The sequence below is a fragment of the Brevundimonas sp. TWP2-1 genome (assembly GCF_049897645.1).
Classification (GTDB): Bacteria; Pseudomonadota; Alphaproteobacteria; order Caulobacterales; family Caulobacteraceae; genus Brevundimonas.
In genome coordinates this window covers 336552-350541 of sequence record NZ_JAFCWR010000002.1, presented here as the reverse complement: position 1 = coordinate 350541, position 13990 = coordinate 336552, and the positions used below count along the sequence as shown (strand labels likewise).

The following is a 13990-nucleotide window of genomic DNA, read 5'->3' as shown; positions in this document are numbered from 1 at the left end:
CCTCCAAGGAAAGTCCCATGAGCCTGCTGTCTGAGTTTCGCGAGTTCGCGGTCAAGGGCAATGTCGTCGACCTGGCGGTCGGCGTCATCATCGGCGCGGCGTTTAACGGCATCGTCAAGAGCCTGGTCGATCAGGTCGTCATGCCGCCCATCGGCCTGGTGACCGGCGGCATCGACTTCTCCGAACTGGAATGGGTGTTGCGGGCCGAGAACCCGACGACCGAGGCGATCGAGAAGGTGGCGATCCAGTACGGCGCCTTCCTGAACACGGTGATCCAGTTCCTGATCGTCGCCTGGGTGGTCTTCATGGTGGTGAAGGGGATCAACGTCCTGCGTCGTCAGGAAGCGGCCAAGCCCGATCCCGCGCCCTCGGCGCCGACGGCGACGGAAACCCTGCTGATCGAAATCCGCGACGAGCTGAAGGCCCGCCCCAAGGTCTGATCAGGCCTTGGAAACGCGGCCGCGTGCGGTTGCGTGCGCTGCGGACGGCCGGCTGAGCCGCGTCGGCGCCGGCGGCGTGCGCGAGCAGATGCCGTAGTCGCCGTCGAACGGGGTCGGCGCCCAGGCGGCCGCCAGCGCCGGATCTTCGATGATGGCGTGGCAATGGCCCCAGCCGCCTTCGCGCCGCGCCGTCTTCGCCAGGTCGCCCAGGGCCGTCAGCATCTGCGGCGTCACCATCTGCAACCGCACCTTGGCGGCGCCCATGTCTCGCGCATTGTCGATCAGGGCCTGCGTCAGCACTTCGATCGCATCCTGCGCCGTCTCCAGCGCGACCAGGTCGATGATGTCCAGGCACGGCGGCTCGATCAGGCTGGTTTTGGTCATCTGCGCCATGGCGGTCGCGACGATCCGGCCCTCGCGCACGCAGGCCAGCAACATTGGCTTCAGCGTCAGGTCGGGATCCGCCATGCGCCAGCGCAGGGTTGCTGGGCTGCGATCCGCCAGCAGCCGATCCTCAGACGCCAACGCCTGCCAAAAGTCGGCGTAGGGCGAACCGTCCGACAGGTCGCGCAGCACGGTCACCTGCGGCGACAGGGACAGGGCCGTCTGTCGAAACACCCGCCCGTTCATCAGTTGCTCGCCCAACCTGGCGGCCGTCTGCGCCGAGGTGCGCCCCAGAAGGCTTCGCAGCACCCGACCCTGGGCGCAGACCAGCCGGTCCGTCACCCACGACAGCTTCAGCCCATGGGTTTCGGTCGGCCAGGGCGACATGCCGAACAGATTGTAGAGCGGCGCCGAGCGGGCGTTGGCGTTGAAGGTATAGCGGGCGAACAGGCCCGGCTGCTTCAGGAAGGTGCGGATCAGCGCGCGGCTGGCGCCCTTGCGGCTGGGCGGAACGATGATCGAGAAGCCCGTCGCCCCATAGAGACGACGCGACCCGTGCCGGAACCGCTGGACGAAGTTGCCCACCATGGCCACGGCCTCGTCCCGGTCGTCGGCGACCACCCAGCCCGCCGGGGCCGCGATGTCCTGGCGCGCCGGATTGGCCTCCAGCCAGCGCCAGCCGGCCGGCGACCGCTCTGGCCAGCCCACGTCGCGGTGCAGCCGGTTCAGGGCCTCATGGTCGGATCCGACGATGGGTCGAACGGACATCGGGCGCTCCTTCCCATTATGAAACCGGGGGCGTTTCCTGGGCGCGAGGATTGCAGAATGGGCGCCAACCTGTATCACTTCAGGTTGTGTCTGGCTATGCGTCTTCGCGGCACGCTGTCCCACAACGGCCTTAACACTTGTTCGGATTCGCCCGCTGTGCTGGGTATGCGCCTTTCGCGCGCCCGATAGCGGCGCGGCAGTTGGGAGTGAGCCGTTGACAGCGACGGATGGGGGGGCGCTAGAGCCTCGCAAGACTTTCCTGGGGCACCCGCGGGGGCTGGTGATCCTGTTCTTCACAGAGATGTGGGAACGGTTTTCCTACTACGGCATGCGCGCCTTGCTGGTGCTGTACCTGACGCAGCACTTCCTGTTCGGTCCGGCCGAGGCCCAGGGCATCTACGCCGCCTATGCCGCGCTGGTGTATCTGATGCCGGTCATCGGCGGCATGATCGCCGACAAATATCTGGGATCGCGCAAGGCAGTCATCATCGGCGCCGTCCTTCTGGTGCTGGGCCACTTCACCATGGCCTTCGAAGGCACGGGCGGACGTGAAAGCCTGACCATCGGCGACACGACCTATCAGATCCAGGTCGAAGGCCGCGACCAGAACCGCAAGATGTTCGCCGTCAACGGCGACGAGCGGGTCCATATCGCCATCACGCCCGAAGGGGTCTCGACCGTCGGCGCCGAACCGTCGGCCGCCAACGCCGCAGACGCGGCGGCCGCCGCTGTCGGCACGGGCCTGGGCACGCCGCCGACCGGCGCGCTGGATCCCGCGACCCAGGCTGCGCCGCAGGCCGCCGCCGCAGCCGGCTTCCCTGCCTTCACCGCGACCGGCGGCTATACGCTGGAGACCGAGCGCGACCAGAAGCTGGGCGAACCCGTGCTGTTCCTGGCCCTGGCGCTGATCATCGTCGGCGTCGGCTTCCTGAAGGCCAATATCTCGACCGTCGTCGGCTCGCTGTACGAGCAGAACGATCCGCGTCGCGACGGCGGCTTCACCATCTTCTACGTCGGCATCAACCTGGGCTCGTTCCTGGCCACGGCCGCCTGTTCCTATCTGGGCTTCAACTATGGCTGGGCCTATGGCTTCGGCCTGGCGGGCATCGGCATGCTGGCGGGTCTGCTGACCTTCGTGCTGGGTCAGTCGTGGCTGGAAGGTCGCGGCGGACCGCCGGTTCCGATCGAGGGGCGTTCGATCCTGGGCGTGCCGCTGGTGCCCTTCTTCTGGATCGCCGGCCTCATCGCCGTCATCCCGACCTGGCTGCTGATGCAGCGTCACGAGATCATCGAGACGGGCCTGCCCTGGATCGCGGGCGTCATCTTCGCCTCGGTCGTCGGTTTCACCGTCTTCCGCCTGAAGGGCGCCGAGCGCAGCCGCATGCTGGTCGCCCAGGTGCTGATCTTCTTCTCGGTGCTGTTCTGGGCGCTGTTCGAACAGGCCGGCTCGTCGCTGACCCTGTTCGCCGACCAGTCGACCCAGATGCCCAGCTGGTTCAACGCCGGCTATACGCAGATGTTCAACCCCGGCATCATCGTCATCGGCGGCCCGATCATGGCCGCTCTGTGGGTCTGGCTGGCCAAGCGCAAGCTTGAGCCGTCCACCCCGGTCAAGTTCTCGTTCGGCCTGGTCTTCGTGGGCTTCGGCTTCCTGGTCCTGACCTGGGCGGCGGGCAGTCAGGCTAACGAGGCCTTCCGCGTGCCGTTGCTGTTCCTGTTCCTGACCTACTTCTTCCACACGATCGGCGAGCTGTGCCTGTCGCCCGTCGGCCTGTCGATGATCACCAAATTGTCGGTGGCGCGCGTAGTTGGCCTGATGATGGGCGTCTGGTTCCTGTCCAGCTCGGTGGCGCACATCGTCGCCGGCCTGATCGCCAAGGCGACGGCGACCGACACGGTCGCGGGCGTCGTGACCAGCCCGGCCCTGGCGCTGGAAACCTATGGGTCGATCTTCGGCACCATCGGCTGGACGGGCGTCGGCGTCGGCGTCTTCCTGCTGCTGATCTCGCCGCTGCTCAAGAAGGGCATGTCCGGGGTTCACTGATCCTGACTGCCTGACGAAGAAAAGCCCCGGCGGATCGCTCCGCCGGGGCTTTTTGCTGGACGACGTCTGGCCTCAGAACGTCTTGCGCACGCGCAGCGACACGAAGGTGCGGGGATCAGCGGCGCTGTCTTCCACGAAGGCGACCGCGCGCGTCTGGCGGTCGGCGAAGACCGTACGGCGCTGGGTGAAGTCGTCCCACAGGTTCAGCTGGGCGCGGATCGACAGTGTCGGAGTGGGTTTGTACTCGGCGAACATCTCGAAGTAATCTGTTCCGCGCCACGCCGAGACCTGGTCCGGCGAATAGTTGGGCTGGTGCAGATAGGGCAGCCAGTTGACGCCCCACTGCAGCTTCCAGCTGGTGATGTCTTGCTCGATGCCGACGTTGGCTTGGGTCGCACGGACGCCCGAGATGGGGCGTTCCTCGCCGGTGGTCGGATCGGTGACGGCGGTCTTGTTCCAGTCGTTCTTGAAGGTGAAGCGCGCGCCGGACAGTCCGAACTTGTCGAGTGGAAGCGTCACGTTCAGCGACAGCTGATCCAGCGTGCCGTCGCCGATGTTGCCCACCGCCGACAGGCCGTCCGCCAGAGGGATGCGATCGATGGCGTCGATGATCTGGTCGTGGCGATAGCCGATGGAGACGATCCCCTCGCCCCAGAAGCGACGCTCGTAGGTCAGTTCCGAAATCCAGCGCTGTTCGGGCTCCAGATCGACGTTGCCGCCATAGACATTCTCCTCGTCCAGGTCGGCCGAGGCGGCGAAGTCGGAGAAGTCGAGCTGGCCCAGTTCGCGCTCGAAACGGAAACGCAGCTGGTTGTTCGGCATCGGCGTCCAGGTCGCCAGGAAGCGCGGCTTGGCGAAGAAGAAGCTCTTTTCCTGGTTCGCATCGCCTGACTGGCTGATGGTCGAGGCCTCCAGGCGCAGACCGGCTTCCAGCGTCAGGTCGGGATGCAGGCGCCAGGTTCCTTTGGAGAAGGCTTCGCCGCGTGTTTCCTCGACCTTGACCGAGGCGCTGGGCAGGGGAATGGCGACGCCGCCCTCGGTATAGGCCTGGTCGGTCTGACGCATATTGTAGGCGATCTCGCCGCCGGTCTCGATGGTCAGTTTGGGCGAACGCTCGTGACGAACCAGGGCGCGTAGAATGGTTTCCGAGCTTTCGCCCTCATAGGCGAAGATCTGCTCAGGCGCGTCCACGCCGTTGTTCAGGACGTTATATGTGGAGACGCCGTCCCAGCTGCCGAACTCGTGCATCAGCCGCGTTTCCAGCTTGAAACGGTCGTTCAGAGGTCGTTCCCAAGTCACGCCGAATTCGCCGCCGTCGCTGTCCTCGCTGTCGAGGCTTTCACGGAAGGCGGTTGCGGATCGGCTGGTGTTGTAGCCCTGCCAGTCGTTGATCCCGTAGCGGGCGGTCAGGTCGACCTTGCCGCCCGCGAGAGGGCCGGCGTAGGTGCCGCGGATGGAGTTTCCGCCGCCGTAGCCGTCGGTATCGGTCAGTTCGTCGCGCAGGACATTGCCGGCGGCGTCGCGGCGGATCAGGCGGCCCGGTCCATTGGAATCGCTCATGCTGATGCCGTCAGACAGGGTGACGCCCCAGCTGCGGGCGCCGTTGCGGGCAGTGAACTGATAGCTGCCGCCATACAGGTCCTGACCGGCGCCCTCGAACTGGGTGGTGTTCCACGACAGGATCGACTGACGGCTGCTCTCCGTCTTCAGGATCACGTTCACCACGACCGAGAAGCCCTGCATGTCGATGCCGGGCGCGCCGCCCCGGATCAGCTCGATCCGCTCGACCTGGCTAGCCAGGGTGCGGCTCAGGACATTGGATCCGGCGTCGTTCTTGGACGCCGGTCGGGCGTTGTTGATCAGGACGTTGCCGACTGCCCCCTCGAACCCGCGTGCGCCCGTGCCGTCGTCGACCGAGAAGCCGGGCACGCGGTTGACCATGTCCAGCGCCGTGTTTGGGCGCTGGGTCGTGAAGAAGTCGGGTGTGAAGACCAGCACGCCGCGCTGGCTGGCGTCGGCCAGCGGCGCCTCATTGGTGGGGCCGGTCGGGACGGGGGCCTCGGCGACTTGCGGTACGTCCCCGGCGAAGGCTGGGTTGGCGAAGGCTGCGCCGGCGGTGAAGAGCAGGGCGGTGCTGGCCAGCAGCAGGGTCTTGGTCATGGAGTTCCCCTCGGTGTGTTGGTGAGAGGTGTGCCGATCCGGCGTCTTCATCTCCAGTTACAAGGCGGCAAGGTGGATTAAATCGACGACATCATTACAGCGATTTCATTACACGCAGGACAGTAGAAAGGCTTACAGCGATGTAATGATCAGTCGCTCATCTTCCCTGTTGTTGTCCGTTCTGGCCGTCGCCGCGCTGGCCGGACCGGTCTCGGCCCAGGACGCCCCCTCCGACGCGCCCTCCGATGCGGTCGAGGACATCGTCGTTACGGCGCGTCGGATCGAGGGGCCGATGTGGGAGGTGCGGCGCGGCGACAGCGTGCTGATCCTGGTCGGCTCGATCGACGGCCTGCCCCGCGATATGGAGTGGCGCACCGACGCCCTGATCTCGGCGGTCGAACGAGCGGACCGTGTGCTGTTCCCGGTGCAGGGTCAGGCGTCGCTGGCGGACGTGGGGCGGCTGTTATGGCGGATGCGAACCCTGACGCGCCTGCCGGGCGAGCGCACCAGCGCGGACTATCTGTCGCCCGAGCTTGAAGCCCGGGTGGAGCAGGTGACGGGCGAGGGCCCAAGCCGCAAGAGCATGCTGATGCTGTCGGCGGATCTGATGGAACATGGCGGCTATGCGCGTCGGGCGCGGCCGGTGTCGGAGGTGGTGCGTCGCGCCGCCCGGACCAACCGCACCCCGGCCGAGCCGGTCGGCGTCTTTCGCGGCGACGAGATGGTCGACAAGATCCTGACCACGCCGCCCGAGGCCTATGTGGACTGTATCACGGCGGCGGTGACGGCGGCTGAGGCGCATCCCGAAGAGGCCGCGCAGCGTGCCGAGGCCTGGCGTCTGCGCCGTGTGCCCGCCGTATTGGCCTCTTCGTTGGACCAGGCGACGAACGCCTGTTCCTACTGGGCGGTGATGGGGCAGGGCGAGACGCTGCGGGGCATCTGGAATACGGCGGTGGACGAGGCCTTGGCCGAGCCCGGCGTCACGGTCGCCATCGCGCCCTTGCGGCTGCTGGCCGAGCCGGGCGGCGTGCTGGATCGTCTGGAGGCGGACGGGCTGGAACCGCTGGGTCCCGAGTGGCGTCCGTCCGCCCCCTGACGGGGTCTTAGTTAGCGGGAGCCGGCGCGCGTTCCGGCACGGCGTCGCGGGCGGCCTCGCCGATGTTGTCGGCGGCGTTGCCGACGCTTTCGGCCGCGCCGGCGATGGCGTTGGATTCGACCGCTTCGCTATTGTTCATGTTCATCAGGAAATAGCCGATCACCAGAACGGCCAGCAGGCCAATGATCAGGGCGACGATGGCACCCATGCCGCTGCCGCGACGCTCGACGACGGTCGTGGGGGCGGCGGTGGTTTCGGTGATGCGTTCAACCCGGCCATCGGGATGTTGGACTTCGCGTTCGGTAGGCATGGATGTTCCCTCTCCAGTGTGGCGAGGAAACACCCTGCGTGGCGATACGGTTCCGCTGGCTCAGACCGCCGTGCCGCCGACCGTCAGTCCGCCGATCTTCAGCGACGGCTGGCCGATGCCGACGGGCACGCCCTGGCCGGCCTTGCCGCAGACGCCGACGCCGGGATCAAAGGCGAAATCGTCGCCGACCATCTGGATCTTGGTCAGGGCCGTGGCGCCGTCACCGATCAAGGTGGCGCCGCGCACCGGGGCGGTGATGACCCCGTCCTCGATCAGATAGGCCTCGTTGCACTGGAAGACGAACTTGCCGTTGGTGATGTCCACCTGGCCGCCGGAGAAGTTGGCGGCGTAGAGGCCGCGCTTGGTATTGGCGATCATGTCGGCCTTGGAGTCCTTGCCGCCTTCCATGAAGGTGTTGGTCATGCGCGGCATGGGCATATGGGCGAAGGACTGACGACGGCCGTTGCCGGTGGCGGCGACGCCCAACTGACGGGCCGACAGCCGGTCGTGCATCAGGCCGACCATGATCCCGTCCTCGATCAGGACGGTGCGCGAGGTGGGCGTGCCCTCGTCGTCGACCGACAGGGAGCCGCGGCGGCCGGCGATGGAGCCGTCGTCCACCACGGTGACGCCGGGGGCGGCGACGCGCTGGCCCATCATGCCGTTGAAGACGGACGAGCCCTTGCGGTGGAAGTCGCCTTCGAAGCCGTGGCCGATGGCCTCATGCAGCAGGACGCCGGGCCAGCCGGCCCCCAGGACCACATCCATCTCGCCCGCCGGGCAGTCGATGGCGTCCAGATTGACCAGGGCCTGACGCAGGGCCTCGTCCACCTGGGCCTGCCAGCGGTCGGGCGCGACCCAGGTCTCGAACCCGGCCCGACCGCCCGCGCCGGACGAGGCGCTCTCGCGCTTGCCGTTCTGTTCGACGGTGACCGAGACGTTCAGCCGGACCAGGGGCCGCACGTCGCGCACCACCCGTTCGTCGGCGCGCAAGATCTCGATGGCGCGGCGTTCGCCGACCAGGGAGGCCGAGACCTGGACCACGCGGGGATCGCGGGCGCGGGCCCAGGCGTCGATCTCGGCCAGCAGGGCGATCTTGTCGGAGAAGGCCGGCGAGGCCAGCGGATCGACCGCGTCATACAGTTGCTGATTGGTGGCGCGCGGTCCCTCGGCGACGCGGGCGGCGTGACCTTGCTTGGCCAAGGCGGCGCTGTCGGCGGCGCGGCGCAGGGCGGCGGCCGAGATCTCGTTGGCGTGGGCATAGCCGGCGGTCTCGCCCGCCACGACCCGCAGGCCGAAACCCTCGGTGGCGTCATAGGCGGCGGATTTCAGCCGCCCGTCGTCGAACACCAGGCTCTCGCTCTCGGACCGTTCCAGGAACAGCTCGCCGTCGTCGGCGCCGGCCAGGGCCGTCTTCAGGATCGACAGGGCTTCGTCGGTATCGACGCCGGCGGCGTCGAGGATGGGCGGCGGGGAGGCGTGAACGGTCATGGCCTGTAGGTAGGGGCTGCAGGCCGTTTCGTCACCTGCCGAGGCGCGCGATCTTTCGGATCAGTCGAGCGGCTGGGGCCGGGTCACGACCGGGGCGTCGGGATCGCTGGCGCCGGGACGCGCGGCGGTCGGGGGCGGCGTGGACGGCACGACCACCAGCGGCTCGGTCTGAACCGTCGGGGCGGGCGTCGCTGCGGGCTGGGCCGCCGTCGGCGTGGGTTGGCGCGGCGCGGCGGTCGCAGGGCGAGGCTGAGCGGTCGGTGCGCTCGGCGTCGTCGTCGTGGTGCGGGCGGCTTGGGTTGGAGCGGTCTGAGTTGGCGCGGGTGTCGCCGGCGTCGGCGTTTCAGCCTGAACGACGGGGGCTGCGCCCGTCGGGACCGTCTCGGCCGGCGGCGTGGTCAGCGGCGCCTCGGGGGCCACGGCGGCGGTCGCCGCCGGGGCGGACGTGGAGGCCGGACGCGTGGCGAACCAGACGCCGCCGCCAATCACCAGCAGGGCGGCGACGCCCGCGCCGACATACAGCGGCAGGCGCGAGGGCTTGGTCGGCGCGCGGGCGAAGCTGGGGGTGACAGGGGGCGACGGCGTTGCGGCGACAGGGGCCGGCGTCTCGACGACAGGTTTGGAGGCCACGGGCGGCGCGACGACGGGTTTGGCTGCGACCGGCGCGGCTTGCGCCGGCTTCGGCGTGGGGACAGGCGCGGCCTGCGGCGTAGGCAGCGGACGCACGGTCAAGTCCGCAGCGGCCGATTGCTGGGGCTGAGGTTGGGATTGGGGAAGGGGCTGAGGCGCGGGCTGCGGCGGCGTCGCGGTCTGAGCCGGGCGGGCTGTGGGGATCAGCGATCCGCCCAGGATGCTTCCGGTTTGCGGACGCGGCGGCCGGGGCTGCACGGGCGCCCGGCTGGGGGCCGCCGCCTGACCCTTGGCGGGCGCCACGCCGGAGGCCAGGCTCTGGGTCTGGATCGAGGCTTGCTGCTGTTGCGGCGAGGGCTTGCGCGGCGGCGGATTGGGGATGCGGTCCAGCGGATTGGGCGCGACCGGCACCGGCCCGACGTGGAAGGTCGTCGCGGGCATGCGTCCCCACGTCACCGGCTTTCGAGCGAAAGGTTCGGGGCGGGCGAAGGGTTCAGGCGGGGTCTTCTGGTCGTCGGACATAGTCTTCCCAATCGCTGGCGATCTGGCCCGTTTCGTGACGGATCAGTTCTTGAGCCGATAGCCGGTCTTGAACATCCACATGACGATGGCAAGGCAGACGGCGAAGAAGCTCAGGGTGGCCGCCACGCTGATCCCGATCGCGACATCGCCCTGACCATAGAAGGCCCAGCGGAAGCCCGAGATCAGATAGACTACCGGATTGAACAGGGTCACCGTGCGCCAGCCGTCGGGCAGCATGTCGATGGAATAGAAGGCGCCGCCCAGGAAGGTCAGGGGGGTGACCACCAGCATCGGGATCATCTGCAACTGCTCGAACCCGTTGGCCCAGACCCCGATGATGAAGCCGAACAGGCTGAAGGTCACCGAGATCAGGATCAAAAAGGCCATCATCCAGAACGGATGCAGAATCTGCAGCGGTACGAAGAAGGCCGCCGTCGCCAGGATGATGAGGCCCAGCACCGCCGACTTGGTCGCCGCCGCCCCCACATAGGCCAGCACGATCTCAAGCGACGACACGGGCGCCGACAGGATTTCGTAAATCGTCCCCGTGAACTTGGGGAAGTAGATGCCGAAGCTGGCGTTGAAGATCGACTGGGTGAACAGGCTGAGCATGATCAGGCCGGGCACGATGAAGGCGCCGTAGGGCACGCCGTCCACCTCCTGCATTCGACTGCCGATGGCGCCGCCGAAGACGACGAAATAGAGGGCCGTGGTGATGACCGGCGTGACGATGCTCTGCCAGACGGTGCGCAGGGCGCGCGCCATCTCGAAGCGATAGATCGCCCAGACGCCATATCCGTTGAAGGTCATGCCGCGGCTCCGTTCTGGTGGACCAGGCTGACGAAGATGTCTTCCAGCGAGCTCTGGCGGGTGTTCAGGTCCTTGAAGCCGATGTTCAGCGCCTCAAGCCGGCGGATCAGCGACGGCACGCCGGTGTCGTCGGCGTTGGCGTCGAAACTGTATTCCAGCTCGCCCCCGTCGTTCTTCAGCGTCAGGCCCCCGTCGGACAGGTCGGCGGGCAGGGCCGTCAGCGGGTCGATCAGGTTCAGCGTCAGGGTCTTCTTGCCCAGCTTCTTCATCAGGGCCGACTTCTCCTCGACCAGGATCAGTTCGCCCTTCAAGATGACGCCGACCCGGTCGGCCATCTCCTCGGCCTCCTCGATATAGTGGGTGGTCAGGATGATGGTGACGCCGCGCTCACGCAGCTTGCGCACCATGGCCCACATGTCGCGACGCAGTTCGACGTCGACCCCGGCGGTGGGTTCGTCCAGGAACAGGATGTCCGGCTCGTGGCTCAGGGCCTTGGCGATCATCACGCGGCGCTTCATCCCGCCCGACAGGGTCATGATCTTGGCGTCGCGCTTGTCCCACAACGACAGGTCCTTCAGCACGCTTTCGATGAAGGCGGGGTTCGGCGACTTGCCGAACAGGCCCCGGCTGAAGGTGACGGTGGCCAGCACGGTCTCGAAGGCGTCGGTGGTCAGTTCCTGCGGCACTAGGCCGATCTTGGTGCGGGCGGCGCGGAAGTCTTTTTGTATGTCGTGGCCGTCGGCGACAACCGTTCCCGTCGTCGGCGTGACGATGCCGCAGACGATGGAGATCAGGGTGGTCTTGCCGGCGCCGTTCGGACCCAGCAGGGCGAAGATTTCGCCCTTTTCGATGGTCAGGTCGATGCGCTTCAGCGCCTGAAGCCCCGACTTGTAGGTCTTGGTCAGGCCGTCGATCTCGATTACGGGCATGGGCATTCCTTTCCGGCGGCGCGGCGGCGCCGGCCGGGGTGTGGCGGCAATATGGCGTGCCTTACGCCTGACTCAAGAGGGCGCCCGGCTCAAGGGCGCCAAGTCGTTGTTAACCGGATCGCCCGCACAGTGAGCGGCCTTCCCTTCGTTGGCGGGAGCTTTCGTGTCGTCCCTGTCCGCCGCCCACCGCGCCGCCCTGACGGCCGTCGTCCAGGCCTGTCCCGACAAGTCGCTGGCGACGCTGGGCGCGGCCGTCGCGGCATTGAGCGGCGACAAGGCGGACGAATTGGCGATCATCGTCAGGGACGAGGCCCGGGATCGCGCCCGTCGCGCCACCGCTTTTGGTCCCCTGCTGCCCCTTTTCCATCCCCGCGCGGACGGGGCCCCGGCCCTGACCTTTCCGCCCCAGGTTCTGGCCCGTGTATGGCGACAGGCGATCCAGGGCGAAGAGGCCTTTTTGCCGCTGCTGGACGGCGTCACCACCGACGGAGAATGGACCCTGGCCGCAGACCGGCTGTGCGCCAAGGCGGCGGCGGTGCTGCGCGATCGGCCGCGCGAGGTCTGGCCCGAGTTTCAGCGCCCGGCGGAGGGCGAGCCGCCGTCGACGCCGGCTGAGCTGGCCGGCTGTTTCGACTTGACGCCGCTGGCGCGGTCCGCCTTGCCGCGCTTGCCGGTGTGGCTGGAGCGGCCCGACGACAATCAGTTGGCGGGGCTGAGGCTTCTGATCCAAGACTGTCTGGAGATGTCGCCCGACGGCGGGCGTCGGATGATCGACATCCTGTTCGCCCATGTGGCGGATGCCGAGCGGATGTTGCGGGTGGTGACGCGCACCAGTCGCCTGGCCGACCGCGAAATCACGCTGAGCCATTCGGAGATGGGCGTCTTCGTCGAACGGATGCTGATCTCGGTCCAGGCTCGGGTGCAGAAGATCGCCGCCGTAAGGCCGTCGATGGGCGAGGCGGCCATGCTGGGCGTCGTGGACGACGTGACCTGGTGCGCGGGCGTGCTGGCCGAGATGGACATAAGCCTGCAGGTCCGGCCAGATTCCAGTTGGGGCAAGACGGCCCGGATGGCGCGGGTCCAGGTCTCGGGCCAGTTGTCGGGCCTGATGAAGTCCACCTCTGCCGCCGTCCATGCGGCCCTGCCGATGAAGCGGCGGACCATCACCGGCCGCATGACCCGTCTGTGCCCCTGGCTGGAAGCGCCCAGCGACGGCGAACCGATCGAGGCGGCGGCGGCCTTGCTGGCGGCGGTTGCGGCCCTGCGTGGCGCGGCCGTCACCTTCGGTTGCGAGGCCGACCGTTCGGCGTTGAAGATCGAACTGACGGACTATCTGTCCACCTGGGCCAACGAGGCGCTGGACAGCGTGGCGGACGGAGAGGCGGAGAATGCCGATCACGTGCTGCGTCTGGTCGGGGTGACGGCGCGGTTCCTGACGCTGATCGAGGCGCTGGAGGCGGCGCGGGCCGTGCGGCGGCGCGCGGCGTCGGCGGAAATGGCGCGCCTGGGCTGAAACGACGCCTCGCCCGGCGTTCGCGGATGGGTTAGACGGCGAGGATGATCGCCTTCTGGATGATGACGGGACTGGCGGCGGCCTTGGCCGCCCTGCTTGTGATGACAGGCGCACGGCGCGGCGCCGATCCGGCCGCAGGGGCCGAGACCCAGGCCGGCTCGCGCGAGATCGAGGAACTGGATCGGCTGAAGGCGCGCGGCCTGCTGGACGACGCGGCCTATGCCAGCGCACGAGCCGAGGCGGGGCGGCGGCTTTTGGCCATGACGACGACCGCGACCCCCGTGGCGGGGCCTAAGGATCGGTTCTGGGTGCTGGGGGGGATCGCCGTGACCGTCGCGGGCGCGCTGGGCCTCTATGTCTTCACCGGATCGCCCGGCCTGCCGGATCAGGCCTATGAGCGGCGCGTCGACGACTGGGCGGCGAACCTGGAGGGGCTGGAGCCGGCGCAACTGGCGGCGGTGACCGCGCGGGTCGTGCGCGAACGGCCGCAGGACCGGCAGGCCCTGGCCATGCTGGGCGCGGCGCGTTATGCGGCCGGCGATCCCCTGGGCGCGGCGTCGGCCTTCCGTCGTCTGATCGCCCTCGACCCCAAGGACGCCCAGGCCTGGGCGCGGCTGGGCGAGAGCCTGGTGGTCGCCAATGACGACCAGATCGGCGGCGACGCCGAGGCCGCCTTCCGTGAGGCGCTGAAACTTGACCCGGATCAGCTGGGCGCGCGCTTCTTCCTGGGCGAGGCGGCCCTGCGGCGGGGTGACGGCGCATCGGCGCGCACCCTGTGGACGCCCCTGATCGCCGCGCTCGACCCGGCCGACCCGCGTCGTCTGGACCTGGAGCGGCGACTGCCGAAGGACGGCGCGCAATGACGCGTTGGTCGCGCGCCGCGACGGCGGTAT

General features: G+C 68.2%; 12 protein-coding genes. 5 read left to right on the top strand and 7 right to left on the bottom strand.

Features of this window, described 5'->3' with window-relative positions; translation table 11 throughout:
• The first annotated feature begins 17 nt into the window (after nt 1–17).
• Nucleotides 18–440, top strand: coding sequence for a large-conductance mechanosensitive channel protein MscL (gene mscL / locus ACP7BH_RS11900; RefSeq protein ID WP_425985462.1), 423 nt, complete (start codon nt 18–20; stop codon nt 438–440).
• Here the strand turns inward: mscL and ACP7BH_RS11895 are convergent, their stop codons facing one another.
• The gene (locus tag ACP7BH_RS11895) at nt 441–1592 is read right to left on the bottom strand and encodes an N-acetyltransferase (protein ID WP_425985460.1); all 1152 of its coding nucleotides are present in this window, start codon (nt 1590–1592) and stop codon (nt 441–443) included.
• Nucleotides 1593–1872: 280 nt separating this feature from the next.
• Between ACP7BH_RS11895 and ACP7BH_RS11890 the strand changes: the two genes are divergently transcribed.
• Nucleotides 1873–3636, top strand: a complete 1764-nt coding sequence (locus ACP7BH_RS11890) for a peptide MFS transporter (RefSeq protein WP_425985458.1) — start codon at nt 1873–1875, stop codon at nt 3634–3636.
• Between the two features lie 72 nt (nt 3637–3708).
• Here ACP7BH_RS11890 and ACP7BH_RS11885 read toward each other — a convergent pair whose 3' ends face one another.
• Nucleotides 3709–5796, bottom strand: a complete 2088-nt coding sequence (locus ACP7BH_RS11885) for a TonB-dependent receptor plug domain-containing protein (protein ID WP_425985456.1) — start codon at nt 5794–5796, stop codon at nt 3709–3711.
• 145 nt (nt 5797–5941) lie between these two features.
• On the opposite strand from ACP7BH_RS11885, the gene ACP7BH_RS11880 reads away from it, so the two are divergent.
• Entirely contained in the window at nt 5942–6892 is a 951-nt protein-coding gene (locus ACP7BH_RS11880) for a TraB/GumN family protein (protein WP_425985454.1), read from the top strand.
• 7 nt (nt 6893–6899) lie between these two features.
• Here the strand turns inward: ACP7BH_RS11880 and ACP7BH_RS11875 are convergent, their stop codons facing one another.
• From ACP7BH_RS11875 to ACP7BH_RS11855, 5 genes are read right to left on the bottom strand one after another with little or no spacing between them, the layout of a single operon-like run.
• On the bottom strand, nt 6900–7202 hold the full coding sequence (locus ACP7BH_RS11875; RefSeq protein ID WP_425985452.1) for a hypothetical protein: 303 nt from the start codon (nt 7200–7202) through the stop codon (nt 6900–6902).
• Between the two features lie 60 nt (nt 7203–7262).
• Nucleotides 7263–8693, bottom strand: coding sequence for a metalloprotease TldD (gene tldD, locus ACP7BH_RS11870; protein WP_425985450.1), 1431 nt, complete (start codon nt 8691–8693; stop codon nt 7263–7265).
• 60 nt (nt 8694–8753) lie between these two features.
• Nucleotides 8754–9845, bottom strand: a complete 1092-nt coding sequence (locus ACP7BH_RS11865) for a hypothetical protein (RefSeq protein WP_425985448.1) — start codon at nt 9843–9845, stop codon at nt 8754–8756.
• Between the two features lie 42 nt (nt 9846–9887).
• The gene (locus ACP7BH_RS11860; RefSeq protein WP_425985446.1) at nt 9888–10655 is read right to left on the bottom strand and encodes an ABC transporter permease; all 768 of its coding nucleotides are present in this window, start codon (nt 10653–10655) and stop codon (nt 9888–9890) included.
• The gene (locus tag ACP7BH_RS11855) at nt 10652–11584 is read right to left on the bottom strand and encodes an ABC transporter ATP-binding protein (protein WP_425987065.1); all 933 of its coding nucleotides are present in this window, start codon (nt 11582–11584) and stop codon (nt 10652–10654) included. Before ACP7BH_RS11855 ends, ACP7BH_RS11860 begins: the two co-directional genes overlap by 4 nt.
• 163 nt (nt 11585–11747) lie before the next feature.
• Between ACP7BH_RS11855 and ACP7BH_RS11850 the strand changes: the two genes are divergently transcribed.
• Both ACP7BH_RS11850 and ccmI read left to right on the top strand, forming a co-directional pair.
• Nucleotides 11748–13097, top strand: a complete 1350-nt coding sequence (locus tag ACP7BH_RS11850; protein ID WP_425985444.1) for a hypothetical protein — start codon at nt 11748–11750, stop codon at nt 13095–13097.
• A gap of 44 nt (nt 13098–13141) precedes the next feature.
• Complete coding sequence (gene ccmI, locus ACP7BH_RS11845; RefSeq protein WP_425985442.1) at nt 13142–13960, top strand: c-type cytochrome biogenesis protein CcmI; 819 nt, start codon at nt 13142–13144, stop codon at nt 13958–13960.
• The last annotated feature ends 30 nt before the right edge of the window (nt 13961–13990 follow it).

Excerpts from the sequence above, each read along its gene's own strand:
- mscL (WP_425985462.1), top strand. The coding sequence starts at position 18 with ATGAGCCTGCTGTCTGAGTTTCGCGAGTTCGCGGTCAAGGGCAATGTC.
- ACP7BH_RS11895 (WP_425985460.1), bottom strand. The coding sequence starts at position 1,592 with ATGTCCGTTCGACCCATCGTCGGATCCGACCATGAGGCCCTGAACCGG.
- ACP7BH_RS11885 (WP_425985456.1), bottom strand. The coding sequence starts at position 5,796 with ATGACCAAGACCCTGCTGCTGGCCAGCACCGCCCTGCTCTTCACCGCC.
- ACP7BH_RS11880 (WP_425985454.1), top strand. The coding sequence starts at position 5,942 with ATGATCAGTCGCTCATCTTCCCTGTTGTTGTCCGTTCTGGCCGTCGCC.
- ACP7BH_RS11875 (WP_425985452.1), bottom strand. The coding sequence starts at position 7,202 with ATGCCTACCGAACGCGAAGTCCAACATCCCGATGGCCGGGTTGAACGC.
- tldD (WP_425985450.1), bottom strand. The coding sequence starts at position 8,693 with ATGACCGTTCACGCCTCCCCGCCGCCCATCCTCGACGCCGCCGGCGTC.
- ACP7BH_RS11865 (WP_425985448.1), bottom strand. The coding sequence starts at position 9,845 with ATGTCCGACGACCAGAAGACCCCGCCTGAACCCTTCGCCCGCCCCGAA.
- ACP7BH_RS11860 (WP_425985446.1), bottom strand. The coding sequence starts at position 10,655 with ATGACCTTCAACGGATATGGCGTCTGGGCGATCTATCGCTTCGAGATG.
- ACP7BH_RS11855 (WP_425987065.1), bottom strand. The coding sequence starts at position 11,584 with ATGCCCGTAATCGAGATCGACGGCCTGACCAAGACCTACAAGTCGGGG.
- ccmI (WP_425985442.1), top strand. The coding sequence starts at position 13,142 with ATGATCGCCTTCTGGATGATGACGGGACTGGCGGCGGCCTTGGCCGCC.